At 69.7% G+C, this 15,711-nt stretch carries 15 protein-coding genes; all 15 read left to right on the forward strand.

Annotated elements, in window-relative coordinates; all coding sequences use genetic code 11:
• Positions 1-2 precede the first annotated feature (2 nt).
• The 15 genes from AC1DMS_RS17320 (at position 3) to AC1DMS_RS17390 (ending at position 15,674) form a co-directional block, all read left to right on the forward strand.
• Positions 3-1,373: an aminotransferase gene (locus tag AC1DMS_RS17320; RefSeq protein ID WP_478181500.1), complete on the forward strand. Its 1,371-nt coding sequence runs from the start codon at positions 3-5 to the stop codon at positions 1,371-1,373.
• 49 nt (positions 1,374-1,422) lie between these two features.
• The gene (locus tag AC1DMS_RS17325) at positions 1,423-2,349 is read left to right on the forward strand and encodes a DMT family transporter (RefSeq protein ID WP_018903467.1); all 927 of its coding nucleotides are present in this window, start codon (positions 1,423-1,425) and stop codon (positions 2,347-2,349) included.
• The gene (locus AC1DMS_RS17330; protein WP_018903468.1) at positions 2,336-3,124 is read left to right on the forward strand and encodes a GntR family transcriptional regulator; all 789 of its coding nucleotides are present in this window, start codon (positions 2,336-2,338) and stop codon (positions 3,122-3,124) included. The genes AC1DMS_RS17325 and AC1DMS_RS17330 overlap by 14 nt, the downstream gene beginning before the upstream one ends.
• Before the next feature lie 18 nt (positions 3,125-3,142).
• On the forward strand, positions 3,143-4,171 hold the full coding sequence (locus AC1DMS_RS17335) for a histone deacetylase family protein (RefSeq protein WP_418146331.1): 1,029 nt from the start codon (positions 3,143-3,145) through the stop codon (positions 4,169-4,171).
• Positions 4,168-5,223, forward strand: coding sequence for a phosphotransferase (locus AC1DMS_RS17340; protein ID WP_478181501.1), 1,056 nt, complete (start codon positions 4,168-4,170; stop codon positions 5,221-5,223). The genes AC1DMS_RS17335 and AC1DMS_RS17340 overlap by 4 nt, the downstream gene beginning before the upstream one ends.
• Positions 5,224-5,233: 10 nt before the next feature.
• Entirely contained in the window at positions 5,234-6,517 is a 1,284-nt protein-coding gene (locus tag AC1DMS_RS17345) for an aspartate aminotransferase family protein (protein WP_478181502.1), read from the forward strand.
• Positions 6,518-6,601: 84 nt separating this feature from the next.
• Positions 6,602-7,807: a M20 aminoacylase family protein gene (locus AC1DMS_RS17350; protein WP_478181503.1), complete on the forward strand. Its 1,206-nt coding sequence runs from the start codon at positions 6,602-6,604 to the stop codon at positions 7,805-7,807.
• 21 nt (positions 7,808-7,828) lie between these two features.
• Positions 7,829-8,830 (forward strand): tripartite tricarboxylate transporter substrate-binding protein, encoded by a 1,002-nt coding sequence (locus AC1DMS_RS17355; RefSeq protein ID WP_478181596.1) that lies wholly within the window; start codon positions 7,829-7,831, stop codon positions 8,828-8,830.
• A gap of 418 nt (positions 8,831-9,248) precedes the next feature.
• Complete coding sequence (locus AC1DMS_RS17360; protein ID WP_478181504.1) at positions 9,249-10,166, forward strand: dihydrodipicolinate synthase family protein; 918 nt, start codon at positions 9,249-9,251, stop codon at positions 10,164-10,166.
• A 44-nt stretch (positions 10,167-10,210) separates the two neighbouring features.
• On the forward strand, positions 10,211-11,350 hold the full coding sequence (locus AC1DMS_RS17365; RefSeq protein ID WP_478181505.1) for a branched-chain amino acid ABC transporter substrate-binding protein: 1,140 nt from the start codon (positions 10,211-10,213) through the stop codon (positions 11,348-11,350).
• Positions 11,351-11,364: 14 nt separating this feature from the next.
• A complete protein-coding gene (locus AC1DMS_RS17370; protein ID WP_478181506.1) occupies positions 11,365-12,315 on the forward strand; it encodes a 4-hydroxyproline epimerase in 951 nt (316 codons plus the stop codon).
• Between the two features lie 11 nt (positions 12,316-12,326).
• Entirely contained in the window at positions 12,327-13,433 is a 1,107-nt protein-coding gene (locus tag AC1DMS_RS17375) for an NAD(P)/FAD-dependent oxidoreductase (protein WP_478181507.1), read from the forward strand.
• A complete protein-coding gene (locus tag AC1DMS_RS17380; RefSeq protein ID WP_478181508.1) occupies positions 13,430-13,678 on the forward strand; it encodes a (2Fe-2S)-binding protein in 249 nt (82 codons plus the stop codon). Before AC1DMS_RS17375 ends, AC1DMS_RS17380 begins: the two co-directional genes overlap by 4 nt.
• Entirely contained in the window at positions 13,675-14,970 is a 1,296-nt protein-coding gene (locus tag AC1DMS_RS17385; protein ID WP_478181509.1) for an FAD-dependent oxidoreductase, read from the forward strand. Before AC1DMS_RS17380 ends, AC1DMS_RS17385 begins: the two co-directional genes overlap by 4 nt.
• A 35-nt stretch (positions 14,971-15,005) precedes the next feature.
• Positions 15,006-15,674 carry a GntR family transcriptional regulator gene (locus AC1DMS_RS17390; protein WP_478181510.1) on the forward strand — a complete coding sequence of 223 codons (669 nt, stop codon included), beginning with the start codon at positions 15,006-15,008 and terminating at the stop codon, positions 15,672-15,674.
• The last annotated feature ends 37 nt before the right edge of the window (positions 15,675-15,711 follow it).

Raw genomic sequence — 15,711 nt, forward strand, 5'->3', positions numbered from 1 at the left:
TCATGAACGCCAGCACGCACGCAGAGAACGCCGCCAACGACATCGCCGCGCATCTGCATCCCTTCACCAACCTTGCGACGCATCCGCAGCTCGGCCCGCTGGTGATCCAGCGCGGCGATGGCATCTTCGTGGAGGACGACCAGGGCCGCCGCTATCTCGAGGCGATGTCGGGCCTGTGGTGCGCCTCGCTGGGCTTCAGCAACGCACGCCTCGCCAAGGCCGGCAGCGAAGCGCTGCACGGGCTGCCGTACTACCACACCTTCAACGGCCGCTCCAACCCGGCCGCCATCGCGCTGGCCGAAAAACTGCTCGCGCTGGCGCCGGTGCCGATGTCCAAGGTGTTCTTCGCCAACTCGGGTTCGGAGGCCAACGACTCCGCGGTCAAGCTGGTCTGGTACTACCACAACGCCATCGGCAAGCCTGAAAAGAAAAAGATCATCGCGCGCCGCAACGCGTACCACGGCGTCACCGTCGCGGCCGCGAGCCTGAGCGGCCTCGCGCCGAACCACCGCGACTTCGACCTGCCGATCGACCGCATCCTGCATGTCGACTGCCCGCACCATTTCCGCTATGCCGAAGCCGGCGAGAGCGAGCAAGACTTTGCGACGCGGCTGGCCGCTGCGCTCGAGCAGCGCATCCTCGACGAAGGCCCCGAGACGGTCGGCGCCTTCATCGCCGAGCCCGTGATGGGCGCGGGCGGCGTGCTGGTGCCGCCAGCCACCTACTTCGACAAGGTCCAGAAGGTGCTGGCCAGGTACGAGGTGCTGCTGATCGCCGACGAGGTGATCTGCGGCTTCGGCCGCACCGGCCAGATGTTCGGCTCCACCACCTTCGGCTTGAAGCCCGACATCCTGACCGCGGCCAAGGCGCTCTCGTCGGGCTATGTGCCGATCTCGGCCGTGATGGTCAACGAGAAGGTGCATGCGGCCGTGGCCGCCAACAGCGGCAAGATCGGCACCTTCGGCCACGGCTTCACCTACTCGGGCCATCCGGTGGCCTGCGCCATCGCGCTCGAGACGCTCAAGGTCTACGAAGACGAGAACATCCTCGCGCACGTGCAGTCGCTGGTGCCGCAATTCCAGAAAGGGCTGCAGAGTTACGCCGGGCGCAGGTACGTCGGCGAGGTGCGCGGCGTGGGGCTCATCGGCGCGATCGAGCTGTATGCCGACCCCGCCAGGCGCACGCCCTTCGATCCCGCGCAGAAGGCCGGCGCACGCCTCGCCGAACTCGCGCTGGCGCAGGGCCTCATCGTGCGCGCGATGGGCGACTCCATCGCCTTCTGCCCGCCGCTCATCATCACGGCCGAACAGGTCGACGACATGTTCGCGCGCTTCGGCCGCGCGATGGCGATCTTCGAAGAAAGCTTCGCGTGAAGGCCTTCTGCACGGACGAGAGTTTCCCGCGGGGCTTCCAGGCCGCGCGATGAGCACCGCCGCCACGGCTCTCGCACTGCACCCCGCGGGCTCCAGGCGCGCCGGCGTGGCGCTGTTCTTCTGCGCGCTGGTGGCCTTTGCTTCCTACGACGCGTTCTGCAAGTACATGCTGCAGTTCTACCCGGCGCCCTTCGTCAACGTGATGCGCTATGTCGCGGTGAGCGGCATTGCCTTGGCGATGCTGCTGCGCCATGGCGACCTGCGCATGTGGCGCACGCCGCACAAGCCCTTGCTGCTGCTGCGCGGGCTGATGCTCGCGACGGTGGCCACCTGCTTCATGACGGCGCTCATCTGGATGCCGCTGGCCGAGGCCACGGCTATCTACTTCACCGCGCCGCTGCTGATGGTGGCGCTGTCGCCGTGGCTCCTGGGCGAGCAGGTGCGGCGCAGCCGCTGGGTGGCCGTGACGGTCGGCTTCGGTGGCATGCTGCTGATCGTGCGGCCGGGCGCCGACCTGCCGCTGCTCGGCACGGTGCTGATGGCGGTGGCGGCCGTCTGCTACGCGATCTTCCAGCTGCTCACGCGGCGGCTCGCGGGCCTGGTCGCGGGGCCGGTGCAGTACGCCTGGACCGCGCTGGCCTGCTTCGTCGTCACGCTGCTGCCCGCGCCCTTCTTCCTGCCCGCCCACCCGCCGCCCTGGGGCGACGTGGCGCTGCTGCTCGCGGGCGGCGCCTGCAGCGCGGCGGCGCAGTGGCTGCTGCTGGCTGCCTTCGAGCGCGTCGAGGCCTCCACGCTGGCGCCGCTCAACTACTTCCAGCTGCTGCTGGCCGTGGCCTTCAGCACCTTCTGGTTCCGCCGGCCGCCCGACGCGATCGCGATGGCCGGCATTGCGCTGATCATGGCGGCGGGCATCTACCTGGCGCGCGCGGGGCGGGGCCTGAAGACCGCACCGGCCGCGCCAGATGCCATCCGGTGAAGAATCGCCCCTGGCGCACACCAATGACGAGACAAGCAACATGGCAATTTCCACAATTTCTCCTCCTCCTGCTGCTGCCGACGCGGCCCTGTTCGAATCGGTCGAGTCGACCGACCTCGTCGGGCTGGTCGAGGCCCAGCTGACGCGCGCCATCGTCGAAGGCCGCCTGGCGCCCGGCAGCCGCATCGTCGAGGCCGACATCGCGCGCCGCATGGGCGTGAGCCGCGCGCCGGTGCGCGAGGCGGCGCGGCGGCTCGAGCGCCAGGGCGTGCTGGTCGCCAAGCCGCGCCACGGCTTCGCGGTGCGGACCATCAGCGTGCAGGAGATCGACGACCTGTTCGAAGTGCGCCTGAGCCTGGAGCTCACTTCGATCGAGCTGGCCTGCCGCAAGGCCGACGACGCGGGCATCGCGCGCGTGCAGGCGCTGGTCGAGGCCATGGTGCGCGAGGCCAACACGCAGCCGCAGCACCACCGCATCGCCAACGACCTGGCGCTGCACACGCTGATCTGCGAGCTCTCGGGCAACGCGCACCTGCACCGCATCTTCATGAACACGCAGACCGAGATGCAGATGATCATCGCGCTGATCGACGCGGTCTACCACGACCCCACCGCCATGGCCGAGACCCACCGCCCCATCGTCGACGCCCTGGTGCGCCGCGACCCCGAGGCCGCCAAGGCCGCGATGCGCGTGCACCTGGAAGACGCCTGGCAGCACGTGCGCGCGCTGTTCGTGAAGCAGCACGGCGCCGCGCCTCATCCCGCCAATGCCTGAGACCGGAGAAACACACCGATGAAAGTCGTCTACAGCGACACCCACAAGGACCACGATCCGCAGCTGTTCATGGTGCGCGGCAAGCTCAAGCGCAGCAACGAGCAGCCCGAGCGCGCCTTCCGCCTGCTCGAGGCGGTGCAGCGCGAGGGCCACGAGATCGTTGCCCCGCGCGACTTCGGCGCCGGCCCGCGCGCCGCCATCCACACGCCCGAGTACCTGCGCTTTCTCGAGACCGCCTACGCGCGCTGGCAGCTGCTGGACGATCCGTCCGAAGAGGTGATGCCCAACATCCATCCCTTCCCGGGCCAGCCCTGCACCTACCCCGACAGCGTGGTCGGCCAGGCCGGCTTCCACATGGGCGACAACGCCTGCTCCATCGGCGCGCGCACCTGGGAGGCCGCCGTCGCCTCGGCCAACATGGCGACGCATGCCGCGCAGCTCGTTCGGGGTGGCGAGCGCGTGGCCTATGCGCTGTGCCGCCCGCCCGGCCACCACGCGTATGCCGATCGCGCCAACGGCTTCTGCTACCTCAACAACGTGGCCATTGCCGCGCAGTATCTGCGCGGCGTGCACGACCGCGTGGCCATCCTCGACATCGACGTGCACCACGGCAACGGCACGCAGGGCATCTTCTACCGCCGCGCCGACGTGCTGACCATCTCGCTGCACGGCGATCCGCGCAACTTCACGCCCTTCTTCATCGGCCACGCGCACGAGCGCGGCGAAGGCGAAGGCCTGGGCTACAACATCAACAAGCCGCTCGCGCTGGGCACCGACATCGACGGCTACCTGCCCGCGCTGCGCGATGCCTGCGACAGCATCCGCGCCTATGCGCCCGGCGCGCTGGTGGTGGCGCTGGGGCTCGACGCGCACGAGCGCGATCCCTACAAGGGCATGAAGATCCAGACCGCCGGCTTCGCCGTGCTGCTGGCCGAGATCGCGCGCCTGGGGCTGCCCACGGTGCTGGTGCAGGAGGGCGGCTATCTGTCCGACGACCTGGGGCCCAACATCGCGAGCGCGCTGCGCGGTTTCGAGAGCGCGGCATGACGATTGCAGAGTTCGCCGACACGCAGGTGCTCAGCGAAGCCTCGCCCGCGCTCGACGGCGCCTGGGTGCGCGAACTCGCACGCGAGCATTACGGCATCGAGGGCGAGATGAAGCCGCTGACCGGCGAGCGCGACCGCAACTACCGGCTCGAGCGCGCCGCCGACGGCGCCCGCTTCATGCTGAAGATCTCGCACCCGGCCGAGACCGCACTGGTCGCCGACTTCCAGACCCAGGCCCTGCTGCATCTCGCGGTCGTCGACCCGGGTCTTCCGGTGCAGCGCATCGTGCCGACGCAGGGCGGCGCCGCCTCTTTCGTCTGCGATCCGGGCGACGGCCTGCCGCGCGTGGTGCGCCTCTTCAGCTACCTGCCCGGCCTGCCGCTGCCCGAGGCGCCGCGCACGCCGCTGCAGCAGCAGAACCTCGCGCGCATGCTGGCGCGGCTCGACGTGGCGCTCGCGGGCTTCGACCATCCGGCGGGCGAACTGCCGCTGCCCTGGGACCTGCAGCGCGCCGACAGCGTGCGCGGCTTGCTCGCCCACATCGCCGAGCCGGAGCGCCGCGCGCTGGCCAGCGCCGCGCTCGACCGCTTCGAGCGCGATGCCAAGCCGGTGTTGCGCACGCTGCCCGCGCAGCCGATCCACAACGACTTCAACATCTACAACCTGCTGGTCGACCCGGCCGACACCGACCGCATTGCCGCGATCCTCGACTTCGGCGACATGGTGCGCGCGCCGTGCATCAACGACCTGGCCGTGGCCGCCGCCTACCAGGCCGGCACCGGCGACGATCCGCTCGCGGCCATCGTGCCGCTGGTGGCCGCGTACCACGCCGTGCGGCCGCTGTCGCCGGCCGAGGCCGGCGTGCTGTTCGACCTGATCACGGCGCGGCTCGTGATGGTGGTGGCCATCAGCGGCTGGCGCGCCGCGCGCTATCCCGAGAACGCGCCCTACCTGCTGCGCAACAACCCGCTGTCGTGGGCGCGGCTGCAGGCTTGCGAGCGCGTCGGCAGCGCCGCGGCGACAGCAGCCTTTCGCCGCGCGCTGAACCTCTGAGAGACCGCCCATGACTTCCCTCGCCCCTTCGACCCAGGCCCTGGTCGAGCGCCGCGCGCGCGTGCTCGGCCCGGCCTACCGCCTGTTCTACGAGACGCCGCTGCACCCGGTGCGTGGCGAAGGCGTGTGGCTGTACGACGCCGAGGGCCGGCCCCATCTCGACGCCTACAACAACGTCGCCTCGGTCGGCCATTGCCACCCGCACGTGGTCGAGGCCATCGCGCGCCAGGCCGGCGTGCTCAACACCCACACGCGCTACCTGCACGAAGGCGTGCTCGACTACGCCGAGCGGCTGCTCGCCACCCTGCCAGCCGAGCTCGCACACGCGATGTTCACCTGCACCGGCAGCGAGGCCAACGACTTGGCGATGCGCATCGCACGCTCGCACACCAGGGCCGAGGGACTGATCGTCACGCGCTTTGCGTACCACGGCGTCACCGCGTCGATCGCCGAGGCCTCGCCCTCGCTCGGCAAGTTCGTGCAGCTCGGCGATGCGGTGCGCACCGTGCCCGCGCCTGACAGCTACCGCACTGCGCCCGGCGAACTGGGTCGCGCGTTCGCGGATGGCGTGCGCGAGGCCATCGCGGACCTGAAGGCGCGCGGCATGCGCCCGGCCGCGCTGATGGTCGACACCGTGTTCTCGAGCGACGGCATCTTCACCGACCCGCCCGGCTTCATGGCCGAGGCGGTGGACGCGGTGCGCGAGGCCGGCGGCCTCTTCATTGCCGACGAGGTGCAGCCCGGCCTCGGCCGCACCGGCGACGCGTTCTGGGGCTTCCAGCGGCACGGCGTGGTGCCCGACATCGTCACCATGGGCAAGCCGCTGGGCGCCGGCCATCCGCTGGCCGGCCTCGCGGTGCGGCCCGAGGTGCTGGCCGCCTTCGGCCGCGAGTGCCGCTACTTCAACACCTTCGGCGGTAACCCGGTGTCGATGGCCGCGGGCATGGCGGTGCTCGACGTGGTCGAGCGCGAAGGCCTGATGGCCAACGCGCAGCGCGTCGGCAGCTACCTGCGTGCGCAGATCGCGAAGCTCGCCGAGCGCCATGCGCTGATCGGCGACGTGCGCGGCGCGGGCCTGTTCGTGGGCGTGGAGCTCGTCACCGACCGCCGCACCCGCACGCCCGCCACCGCGGAAACCGCGCGCATCGTCAATGGCCTGCGCGAGCGGCAGGTGCTGCTGAGCGCCACCGGCGAGCACGCCAACACGCTCAAGATCCGCCCGCCGCTGGTGTTTTCCGAAGCCCATGCCGACCTGCTGGCCGAGACGCTCGGCCAGGTGCTGGCCGGCCTCTGACCGGTTGCCCTTTTGCTGCCACGCATGGCGCCGCGCGCCGCCTTGCGCCAGAATCGTTCGCCCCCACGACCCTTGCCTGCCACCATGAACATCGTCGATTCCTTTGCCGCCCACGCCTCCCGCTTCGTCGATATCCGGCGCGACATCCATGCCCATCCCGAGCTCGGCTTCGAGGAGCACCGCACCTCCGAAAAGGTGGCGGGCCTGCTCGCCGAATGGGGCATCGAGGTGCACCGCGGCATTGCCGGCACCGGCCTGGTCGGCGTGCTGCGCAAGGGCACCAGTGCGCGCACCATCGGCCTGCGCGCCGACATGGACGCGCTGCCGCTGCACGAGGCCAACGAGTTCGCCCACAAGTCCACGCATGCGGGCCGCATGCACGCCTGCGGCCACGACGGCCACACCACCATGCTGCTGGCCGCCGCCTGGCACCTGTCGCAGCAGGGGCCCGATGACTTCGACGGCACCGTGCATTTCATCTTCCAGCCCGCCGAGGAGATGGGCAAGGCCGGCGCGAAGAAGATGATCCAGGACGGCCTGTTCGAGCGCTTTCCGTGCGACGCGGTCTTTGCGCTGCACAACTTCCCGGTCGGCGACGTGGGCCGCTTCGCGCTCAACGAGGGCGCGCTGATGGCTTCGAGCAACACCTACAAGATCACCATGCATGGGCGCGGCACGCACGCCTCGATGCCGCATACCGGCATCGACCCGGTGGCCGCGGTGGTCACGCTCGCACAGCAGCTGCAGACCATCGTGCCGCGCACCATTCCCAGCACCGAGCGCGCCCTGCTCGCGGTCACGCAGCTGCAGGGCTCGGATGCGCCCAACGTGATTCCCGACGTGGCCACGGTCGGCGGCACCATCCGCACCTTCTCCATCGAGGCCATCGACAAGATCGAGGCGCGCCTGCGCGAAGTGGCCGCCGGCGTGGCCGCGGCGCACGGCTGCACGGCCGAGGTTTTCTTCAACCGCTCCTCGCCGCCGGTGGTCAACCACCCGGCCGAAGCGCGCTTTGCCGCAAGCGTGATGCGCGAGGTGGTGGGCGACGACATGGTCACCGACAACTTTCCCGCCGTGATGGGCGCCGAAGACTTCGCCCACATGCTGCTCGCGCGGCCCGGCTGCTATGCCTTCCTCGGCAATGGCGACGGCGACCACCGGCTCGACGGCCACGGGCCCGGCCCTTGCATCATCCACAACACCTCGTTCGACTTCAACGACGAGATCATTCCGATCGGTGCCAGCTACTTCGTGAAGCTGGTGCAGCGCTGGCTGCCCTCTGGCGGCTGAGATCTTTCACTGCCAACGATGATGATGATGAAAGCGGCCACCTCGATGACCTCCTCCGTGTTCACCCGGCGTTCGCTCGCCGCCCTCGTGGCCGCCGCAACGCTCGGCGCGCTCGTGCCCGCGCATGCGCAACAACAACGCGTGATCCACATCGTCGTGCCCTTCGGCACCGGCGCGGTGCAGGACACGGTGGCGCGCGCCTTCAACGCCGAGCTGGGTGCGGCGCTCAATGCCAGCGCCATCGTCGAGAACCGCGCGGGCGCGGGCGGCACGGTGGGCGCGGCCGCGGTGGCCAAGGCGCCTGCGGACGGCAACACGCTGCTGCTCGCGGCTGCGAGCCACAACATCGCGGGCTTCCTGTACAGCAAGCTGTCCTACGACCCGCTGAAGGATTTCGTGGGCGTGGCCAACATCGGCAACGCGGGCTACGCGCTGGCCGTATCGAGCGGGCTCAACGTGTCGAGCACGGCGGACTTCATCAAGGAGGTCAAGGCCAATCCGGGCAAGTACAACTACGCCTCGGCCGGCAACGGCAGCGCCACGCACCTGGCGATGGCGTCGTTCCTTGCCAAGGCCGGGCTGCAGATGACGCACATCCCGACCAAGTCGACCGGCGAGGCGGTCAACGAGGTGCTCGCGGGCCGCGTGCAGGCGGTGATCTCGTCGAGCATCGGCGTGATGGGCTTCCAGGCCGATCCGCGCATGAAGCTGCTCGCGTCCACGGGCCAGGCGCGCAGCCCGTTCCTGCCAACCTTGCCGACGGTGGCCGAGAGCGGCCTGCCGGGCTACGCCTTCGATTCATGGATCGGCCTGCTCGCCCCGGCCGGCACGCCCAAGGCCGAGGTCGAGCGCCTCAACGCGGCAACCAACAAGGTGCTGTCCGATCCGGCGATCCAGGAGCGCTTCAAGCGCCTGGGCGTGGAGCCGCGCATGCAGAGCGCCGAAGAGTTCCAGAAGCTGCTGCGCGCGGACTGGGATGCAATGGGGGCGGTGGTCAAGGCTTCGGGGGCGAAGATCGACTGATCTTGTTCTTGGCGCTGTCGTTCTTGTCCGGGGCGCGTGCACAGGCCACCGGGTACTCCCCTCCGCGAATGTCCCCCGGCCTGCGGCCTCCTCCTTGATTTCGCTGCGGGGAGCACCCGATGCCCTGTGCACGAGGCACGCTGTCGGTTCGCGGCTGATCAACCAGTGCTCTGAACACGAGCACGCTGATGGGGTGCCTTGCGCAGCGAAATCAAGGAGGAGGCCGAAGGCCGGGGGACATTCGCGGAGCAAGGTACCCCGTCGGCGTGATCGCACCCTGAATAACGAATCCGCCTTCGCCCCGATATCACAGAAGAACCCAACCCGGAAGAGCGCCCACCCTACGCATATCTTGACGATATATCACTAATATATTTAAAGTAGGACCCTTCCCCACCGCACATCCAGGAGCGCTCACGTGACCCAACCCCGCTGGCAAGGCATCTTTCCCGCCATCACCACCAAGTTCCAGGCCGACGAAAGCATCGATGCCGAAGGCACCGCGCGGCACATCGACTTCCAGATCCGCAATGGCATCCACGGCCTCGTCACCTGCGGCTCGCTGGGCGAAGCCAGCACGCTCACGCTCGAAGAGAAGCTGCAGGTCGCCAAGATCGCGCTCGAAGCCGCCGACGGCCGCATCCCGGTGCTGGCCAATGTGTCGGAAACCAGCACGCGCGAGGCGCTGCGCTACGTGGACGGGGCCAACAAGCTCGGCGTCGCCGGCTTCATGGTGATGCCCTCGGTGATCTACGTGGCCGATGCGCGCGAAGCCATGCTCAATGTGCGCACCATCGCCAACGCGGCGCAAAAACCCATCATGGTCTACAACAACCCGGTGGCCTACCGGGTCGACCTGAAGCCCGAGCACATGCTGGAACTGGCGGACTGCGAATGGATCGCGGCCATCAAGGAAAGCTCGGACGACATCCGCCGCATCACCGACCTGCGCAACACGGTGGGCGACCGCTACCAGCTGTTCCTGGGCGTGGACGACCTGGCCTACGAAGGCCTGGCGCTGGGCTGCGACGGCCTCTTGGCCGGCGTGGGCTGCGCGTTCCCGCGCGAGACGGTGGCGCTGTACGACCTGATGAAGGCCGGCCGCTTCGCCGAGGCGCTGAAGCTCTACCAGTGGATGACGCCGATGCTGCACCTGGACGTGTCGACCAAGCTGGTGCAGAACCTCAAGCTGATCGACGTGCTGGTGGGCGTGGGCAGCGAGCACATGCGCCGCCCGCGGCTGCCGCTCATCGGCCAGGAGCGCGCCGCCATCGAGGCCATCGTGAAGAAGGCGCTGGCCACGCGGCCTGTGCAATACCAGTCGGTCGTGTCATAACGCGCGCTCTCACTTTTTTTCATCGTCCTTACCTGGGAACAAGCATGAAGTCCAAAGCACACATGATTCCGTTTCTCGGCCTCGTGGCGGCCATCGCCGTTGCAGGCCACGCGCATGCGCAGCAGGAGCAGGTCGTCAAGATCGGTCACAGCGGGCCGCTCTCGGGCCCCAATGCCTTCGCGGGCAAGGACAACGAAAACGGCGTGCGCCTGGCCATCGAGGAACTCAACGCGAAGAAGATTACCGTCGGCGGCAAGACGCTGAAGTTCGAGCTCGTGTCCGAAGACGATCAGTGCGACGCCAAGACCGGCGTCAGCGTGGCGCAGAAACTGGTGGACGACGGCGTCAAGTACGTGATGGGGCCGTACTGCTCGGGCGTGGCCATTCCGGCGTCGCGCATCTATGCCGACGGCGGCACCATGGTCTCCACCGTGGGCACCAACCCGAAGGTCACGCAGGGCGGCTACAAGAACCTCTTTCGCATCATCGCAAGCGACAACCAGATCGGCTCCAGCATGGCGGTGTATGCGGCCAAGGTGCTCAAGGTCAGCAAGGTGGGCGTGATCGACGACCGCACCGCCTTCGGCCAGGGCCTGGCGGAAGAGTTCAGCAAGGAAGCGAAGAAGCAGGGCCTCACCATCGTGGGCCAGGAGTTCACCACCGACAAGGCCGTGGACTTCACCGCGATCCTCACCAACATGAAGGCCAAGGCGCCCGAAGCCATCTTCTTCGGCGGCTACGCGCCGCAGGCCGCACCCATGGCGCGCCAGATGAAGCAGCTGGCCGTGCCCGGCAAGCTGCTCGGCGGCGACACCGTCTGCAGCCCGGCCACCGGCAAGCTCGGCGGCGACGCGGTCAACGACCTGGTGTTCTGCGCGCAGGGCGGCTCCATCCTTGAAAAGGCGCAGAGCGGCCCGGCCTTCAAGGCCAAGTTCAAGAAGCGCTTCAACGCCGATGCGGATGCGTATGCCGCCTCGTACTACGACCAGCTGATGTTCATCGGCGAGTCGATGCAGAAGGCCAACTCCACCGACCCCGACAAGGTGGGCGCCGAGCTCTACAAGACCACCTACAAGGGCGTGGCCGCGACCTACAGCTACGACGACAAGGGCAACATGAAACAGGCGCCGATCACGGTGTTCACCTTCAAGAACGCCGCGCCCGTTCCGCTCGCGAGCTACTGAAGCTGAAGGACGACATGCATCGTATCCAGGTCATCGATTCGCACACGGGCGGCGAGCCCACGCGGCTGGTCGTCGGCGGCTTTCCCGATCTCGGCGGCGGCACCATGGCCGCGCGCCGCGCGCTGCTGGCCGAGCGGCACGACCAATGGCGCGCGGCCACGGTGCTCGAGCCGCGCGGCAGCGACGTGGTGGTGGGCGCGCTCTTGTGCGAACCCGTGTCGAAGGATGCCGCGGCCGGCGTGGTCTTCTTCAACAACACCGGCTATCTCGGCATGTGCGGCCACGGCACCATCGGCCTGGTCGCGAGCCTCGCGCACATGGGGCGCATCGGCACCGGCGAGCACCGCATCGAAACGCCCGTGGGCACCGTCACCGCCACGCTGCATGCCGATGGTTCGGTCAGCGTGCGCAACGTGCCGGCGTATCGGCACCTGCACCAGGTGGCGGTCGAGCTGGCCGGTCATGGCACCGTGCGCGAGACCGTGCGCGGAGATGTCGCCTGGGGCGGCAACTGGTTCTTCCTCGTGAGCGAGCACGGACAGCGCGTGGCGAGCGACAACCTCGCCGCGCTGACCGGCTACACCGCCGCCTTGCGCCGCGCGCTGGCGGCACAGGGCATCACGGGCGCCGAGGGCGCGGAGATCGACCACATCGAACTCTTTGCCGACGACAGCGAGGGCGCCGACAGCCGCAACTTCGTGCTGTGCCCCGGTAACGCCTACGATCGCTCGCCCTGCGGCACCGGCACCAGCGCCAAGATCGCCTGCCTCGCGGCCGACGGCAAGCTCGCGCCGGGCGAGGTGTGGACGCAGGCCAGCGTGATCGGCAGCCGCTTCGAGGCCAGCTACACGCTGGAAGACGGCGGCAAGGTCGTTCCGACGCTGCGCGGCCGCGCCCACGTCAGCGCCGAAGCCACGCTGCTGATCGACGACAGCGACCCCTTCGGCTGGGGCATTCGGCTCTGACGCCGCACGGCATGGATGCGGATGCCATCGTCATCGGCGCCGGCATCGTCGGCGCCGCCTGCGCGCATGCGCTCGCGCGGGCCGGCCGCCGCGTGCTGGTGCTCGATGCGCGCATCGGCGGTGCCACCGGCGCGGGCATGGGGCACCTGGTGGTGATGGACGACAACCCGGCCGAGCTTGCGTTGAGCCGCCATTCGATCGCGCAGTGGCGCGCCCTGGCGCTCCGCATGGGCGAAGACTGCGCGTACCGCGCCTGCGGCACGCTCTGGATCGCGGCGAACGAAGAAGAAATGGCCGAGGCCGAGCGCAAGCGCGAGCGACTGCATGCACACGGCGTCGACAGCCGCCTGCTCGATGCGCCCACGCTCGCGCGCGCCGAGCCCGCGCTGCGCAAGGGCCTCGCCGGCGCGCTCGAAGTGCCCGGCGACGGCATCCTCTATGCGCCGAACGCGGCGCGCTGGCTGCTCGCAGAGGGCGGCGCTTCGATCCGCGTCGAGCACGCGAAGGTCGATGCGATCGAAGCTGACGGCACGCTGCGGCTCGCGGACGGCAGCCGCCGCAGCGCGCCGCAGATCGTGCTGGCCAACGGCATCGAAGCCACGGCGCTGTGCCCCGAACTTCCGATCCGCCCCAAGAAGGGCCACCTGCTGATCACCGACCGCTACCCGGGCACGGTGCGCCACCAGCTCGTCGAACTCGGCTATGTGACGAGCGCGCACCACAGCGATGGCGATTCGGTCGCCTTCAACGTGCAGCCGCGGCCCACGGGTCAGCTGCTGATCGGCTCCTCGCGCCAGTTCGACACCACCGATCCGGCGGTCGAAGCGCCGATGCTCGCGCGCATGCTGCAGCGCGCGCTCGGCTACCTGCCGGGGCTCGCGGATCTCAATGCGGTCCGCTCGTGGACCGGCCTGCGCGCCGCCACGCCCGACGGGCTGCCGCTGCTGGGCAAGCACCCCTGGCGCGAGAAGCTCTGGCTCGCGGTCGGCCACGAAGGCCTGGGCGTGACCACCGCGCCGGGCAGCGCGCACCTGCTCGCGGCGCTGATGACCGGCGCCGCGCCTGAATTCGATGCGGCGCCGTATGCGCCGCGCGGCTTGCTGGAGAAGCGCGCATGAGCGGCGAGACCTTGCTGCACATCGACGGCCAACCCGTCCGCGTGAAGGCGGGCAGTTCGGTCGCCGCCGCCTTGCGGGTGGCCGGCGCCATGGGCGTGGCGCGCAGCTCCGTCACGGGCCAGCCGCGCGCGCCCTTCTGCGGCATGGGCGTGTGCCAGGAATGCCGCGTGCGGATCGATGGCCGGCAAAGGCTCGCCTGCCAGGCGGTCTGCGCCGAAGGCATGCGCGTGGAGACCTTGGCATGACGGCCATGGTGCTGGCGCACTGCGACCTGCTGATCGTCGGCGCAGGCCCGGCCGGCATGGCCGCGGCCGTGGCGGCAGCGCCGAGCGGCGCTTCGATCGCCGTGGTCGACGACAACCCCGCGCCCGGCGGCCAGATCTGGCGCGACGGGCCCGGCGCGTCGCTGCCCGTGGCCGCACGCAGGTGGCGCGATGCGCTCGAGCGCCACGCCAACATCCGCGTGTGCAGCGGCACGCGCGTCGTCGCGGCGCCTGCGCGCAACGAACTGCTGCTCGAAGACGCCGAACGCGGCTGGCGCATGCGTTGGAGCAAGCTGATCCTCTGCACCGGCGCGCGAGAGCTGCTGCTGCCCTTCCCGGGCTGGACGCTGCCCGGCGTCACGGGCGCGGGTGGGTTGCAGGCGCTCATCAAGGCGGGGCTGCCGGTCGAGGGCGAGCGCATCGTGGTCGCCGGCAGCGGACCCTTGCTGCTGGCCGCTGCATCAACGGCGCGCGCGGCGGGCGCCAAGGTCGTGCGCATCGCCGAGCAGGCCTCGTTCGCGGCGGTTGCGGGCTTTGCCGCCAGCCTGCTGCGCTGGCCGGGCAAGGCGATGCAGGCGGTGACGCTGGCCGATCCTCAGTACCGCACTTCGTCGCGCATCGTCTCGGCCCACGGCGGCACGCAGGTCGAATCGGTTCGGCTCCTGCTGGGCGAGCGCGAGGTGGAGATCGCCTGCGACCGCATCGCCTGCGGCTTCGGCCTCGTGCCCAACATACAGCTCGGCCGGATGCTGGGCTGCGACCTGACACCCGCGGAGGCCGGCGCACAGGCGCTGGCCGTCGATGCGCTGCAAGCCACCAGCCTGCCCGGCATCTACGCGGCCGGCGAATGCACCGGCTTCGGCGGCAGCGAGCGCGCGTTGGCCCAGGGCACCATCGCCGGCCATGCAGCCGTCGGCAACGAGCGCGCAGCGAGGCCGCATGAAGCCGAGCGCGCCCGCTGGAATGCCTTTGCCGCGCAGCTGCACCGCAGCTTCGCGCTCGGCCCCGTCATCAGGCAGATGCCGCAGCCCGACACCCTCGTGTGCCGCTGCGAAGACGTGCCCTTTTCAGCGCTCGCGGGCTGCAGCGGCTGGACCGATGCCAAGCTCCATCGCCGTTGCGGCATGGGCGCCTGCCAGGGCCGCGTGTGCGGCGATGCGGCGCAGTTCCTGTTCGGCTGGACCCCGCCCGCGCCGCGGCCGCCACTGTCGCCGGCGCGCATCGCAACCCTGGCCGGCCTCGCGCGCCCGGATGGCGATGTGGACCGACAATGAAGCCGAAGCAGCAGCACCAGCAGCAAAAGAAAACAATGCCCCCCCCGAAGACCGTGCCCCGCCCCCAGCCCAAGCGACGGGCCGCCGACCTCGCCTACGACGCGATCGAGACGCTGCTGTCCACGCTGCAGCTGGAGCCCGGCAGCCAGATCGTCGAGGCCGACCTCGCCGAGCGCACCGGCCTTGGCCGCACGCCGGTGCGCGAGGCGCTGATGCGCATGGTGTCGATCGGCCTCATCGTGCAGCAGCCGCGCCGCGGCCTGCTGGTGTCGACCATCGACTTGGCCGACCACCTCGACGTGATCCAGACCCGGCGCGTGCTCGAACGCCTGATCGCGGCCTGCTCGGCGCGCCGCGCCACCGCGCTGCAGCGCAAGGAGATCGTGCGCTGCGCCGAGCTGATGGTGAAGGCGGCCCATCGCGGCGACCTGAACGACTACATGCAGGCCGACCGCGCGCTCGACCTCGTCAACCACCAGGCGAGCCACAACGACTCGGCGGTGAAGGCCGTGATCCCGCTCATCGTGCAGTGCCGCCGCTTCTGGTACGCCTACCAGCACGAAGGCGAGATCGTCGAAGGCGCCAATGCGCACCTCGAACTCGCGCAGGGCATCGCCACCGGCGACGAGGCCGCGGCCATTGCCGGCGCCAACCGCCTGATGGACTACCTCGAGCTGTTCGCCCGCAAGGTGATCGACAACTGAAGCCCCGGGGAATTCCGCGTGCCGCGGCCGGGCCATC

Source organism: Variovorax sp. 05T418 (genome assembly GCF_056396385.1).

What these genes read in the sequence shown, in the direction of transcription:
- AC1DMS_RS17380 (WP_478181508.1), top strand. Translation starts at nt 13,430, where the DNA reads ATGAGCGGCGAGACCTTGCTGCACATCGACGGCCAACCCGTCCGCGTG.
- AC1DMS_RS17340 (WP_478181501.1), top strand. Translation starts at nt 4,168, where the DNA reads ATGACGATTGCAGAGTTCGCCGACACGCAGGTGCTCAGCGAAGCCTCG.
- AC1DMS_RS17325 (WP_018903467.1), top strand. Translation starts at nt 1,423, where the DNA reads ATGAGCACCGCCGCCACGGCTCTCGCACTGCACCCCGCGGGCTCCAGG.
- AC1DMS_RS17320 (WP_478181500.1), top strand. Translation starts at nt 3, where the DNA reads ATGAACGCCAGCACGCACGCAGAGAACGCCGCCAACGACATCGCCGCG.
- AC1DMS_RS17390 (WP_478181510.1), top strand. Translation starts at nt 15,006, where the DNA reads ATGCCCCCCCCGAAGACCGTGCCCCGCCCCCAGCCCAAGCGACGGGCC.
- AC1DMS_RS17330 (WP_018903468.1), top strand. Translation starts at nt 2,336, where the DNA reads ATGCCATCCGGTGAAGAATCGCCCCTGGCGCACACCAATGACGAGACA.
- AC1DMS_RS17370 (WP_478181506.1), top strand. Translation starts at nt 11,365, where the DNA reads ATGCATCGTATCCAGGTCATCGATTCGCACACGGGCGGCGAGCCCACG.
- AC1DMS_RS17345 (WP_478181502.1), top strand. Translation starts at nt 5,234, where the DNA reads ATGACTTCCCTCGCCCCTTCGACCCAGGCCCTGGTCGAGCGCCGCGCG.
- AC1DMS_RS17385 (WP_478181509.1), top strand. Translation starts at nt 13,675, where the DNA reads ATGACGGCCATGGTGCTGGCGCACTGCGACCTGCTGATCGTCGGCGCA.
- AC1DMS_RS17355 (WP_478181596.1), top strand. Translation starts at nt 7,829, where the DNA reads ATGATGATGAAAGCGGCCACCTCGATGACCTCCTCCGTGTTCACCCGG.
- AC1DMS_RS17375 (WP_478181507.1), top strand. Translation starts at nt 12,327, where the DNA reads ATGGATGCGGATGCCATCGTCATCGGCGCCGGCATCGTCGGCGCCGCC.
- AC1DMS_RS17350 (WP_478181503.1), top strand. Translation starts at nt 6,602, where the DNA reads ATGAACATCGTCGATTCCTTTGCCGCCCACGCCTCCCGCTTCGTCGAT.
- AC1DMS_RS17365 (WP_478181505.1), top strand. Translation starts at nt 10,211, where the DNA reads ATGAAGTCCAAAGCACACATGATTCCGTTTCTCGGCCTCGTGGCGGCC.
- AC1DMS_RS17335 (WP_418146331.1), top strand. Translation starts at nt 3,143, where the DNA reads ATGAAAGTCGTCTACAGCGACACCCACAAGGACCACGATCCGCAGCTG.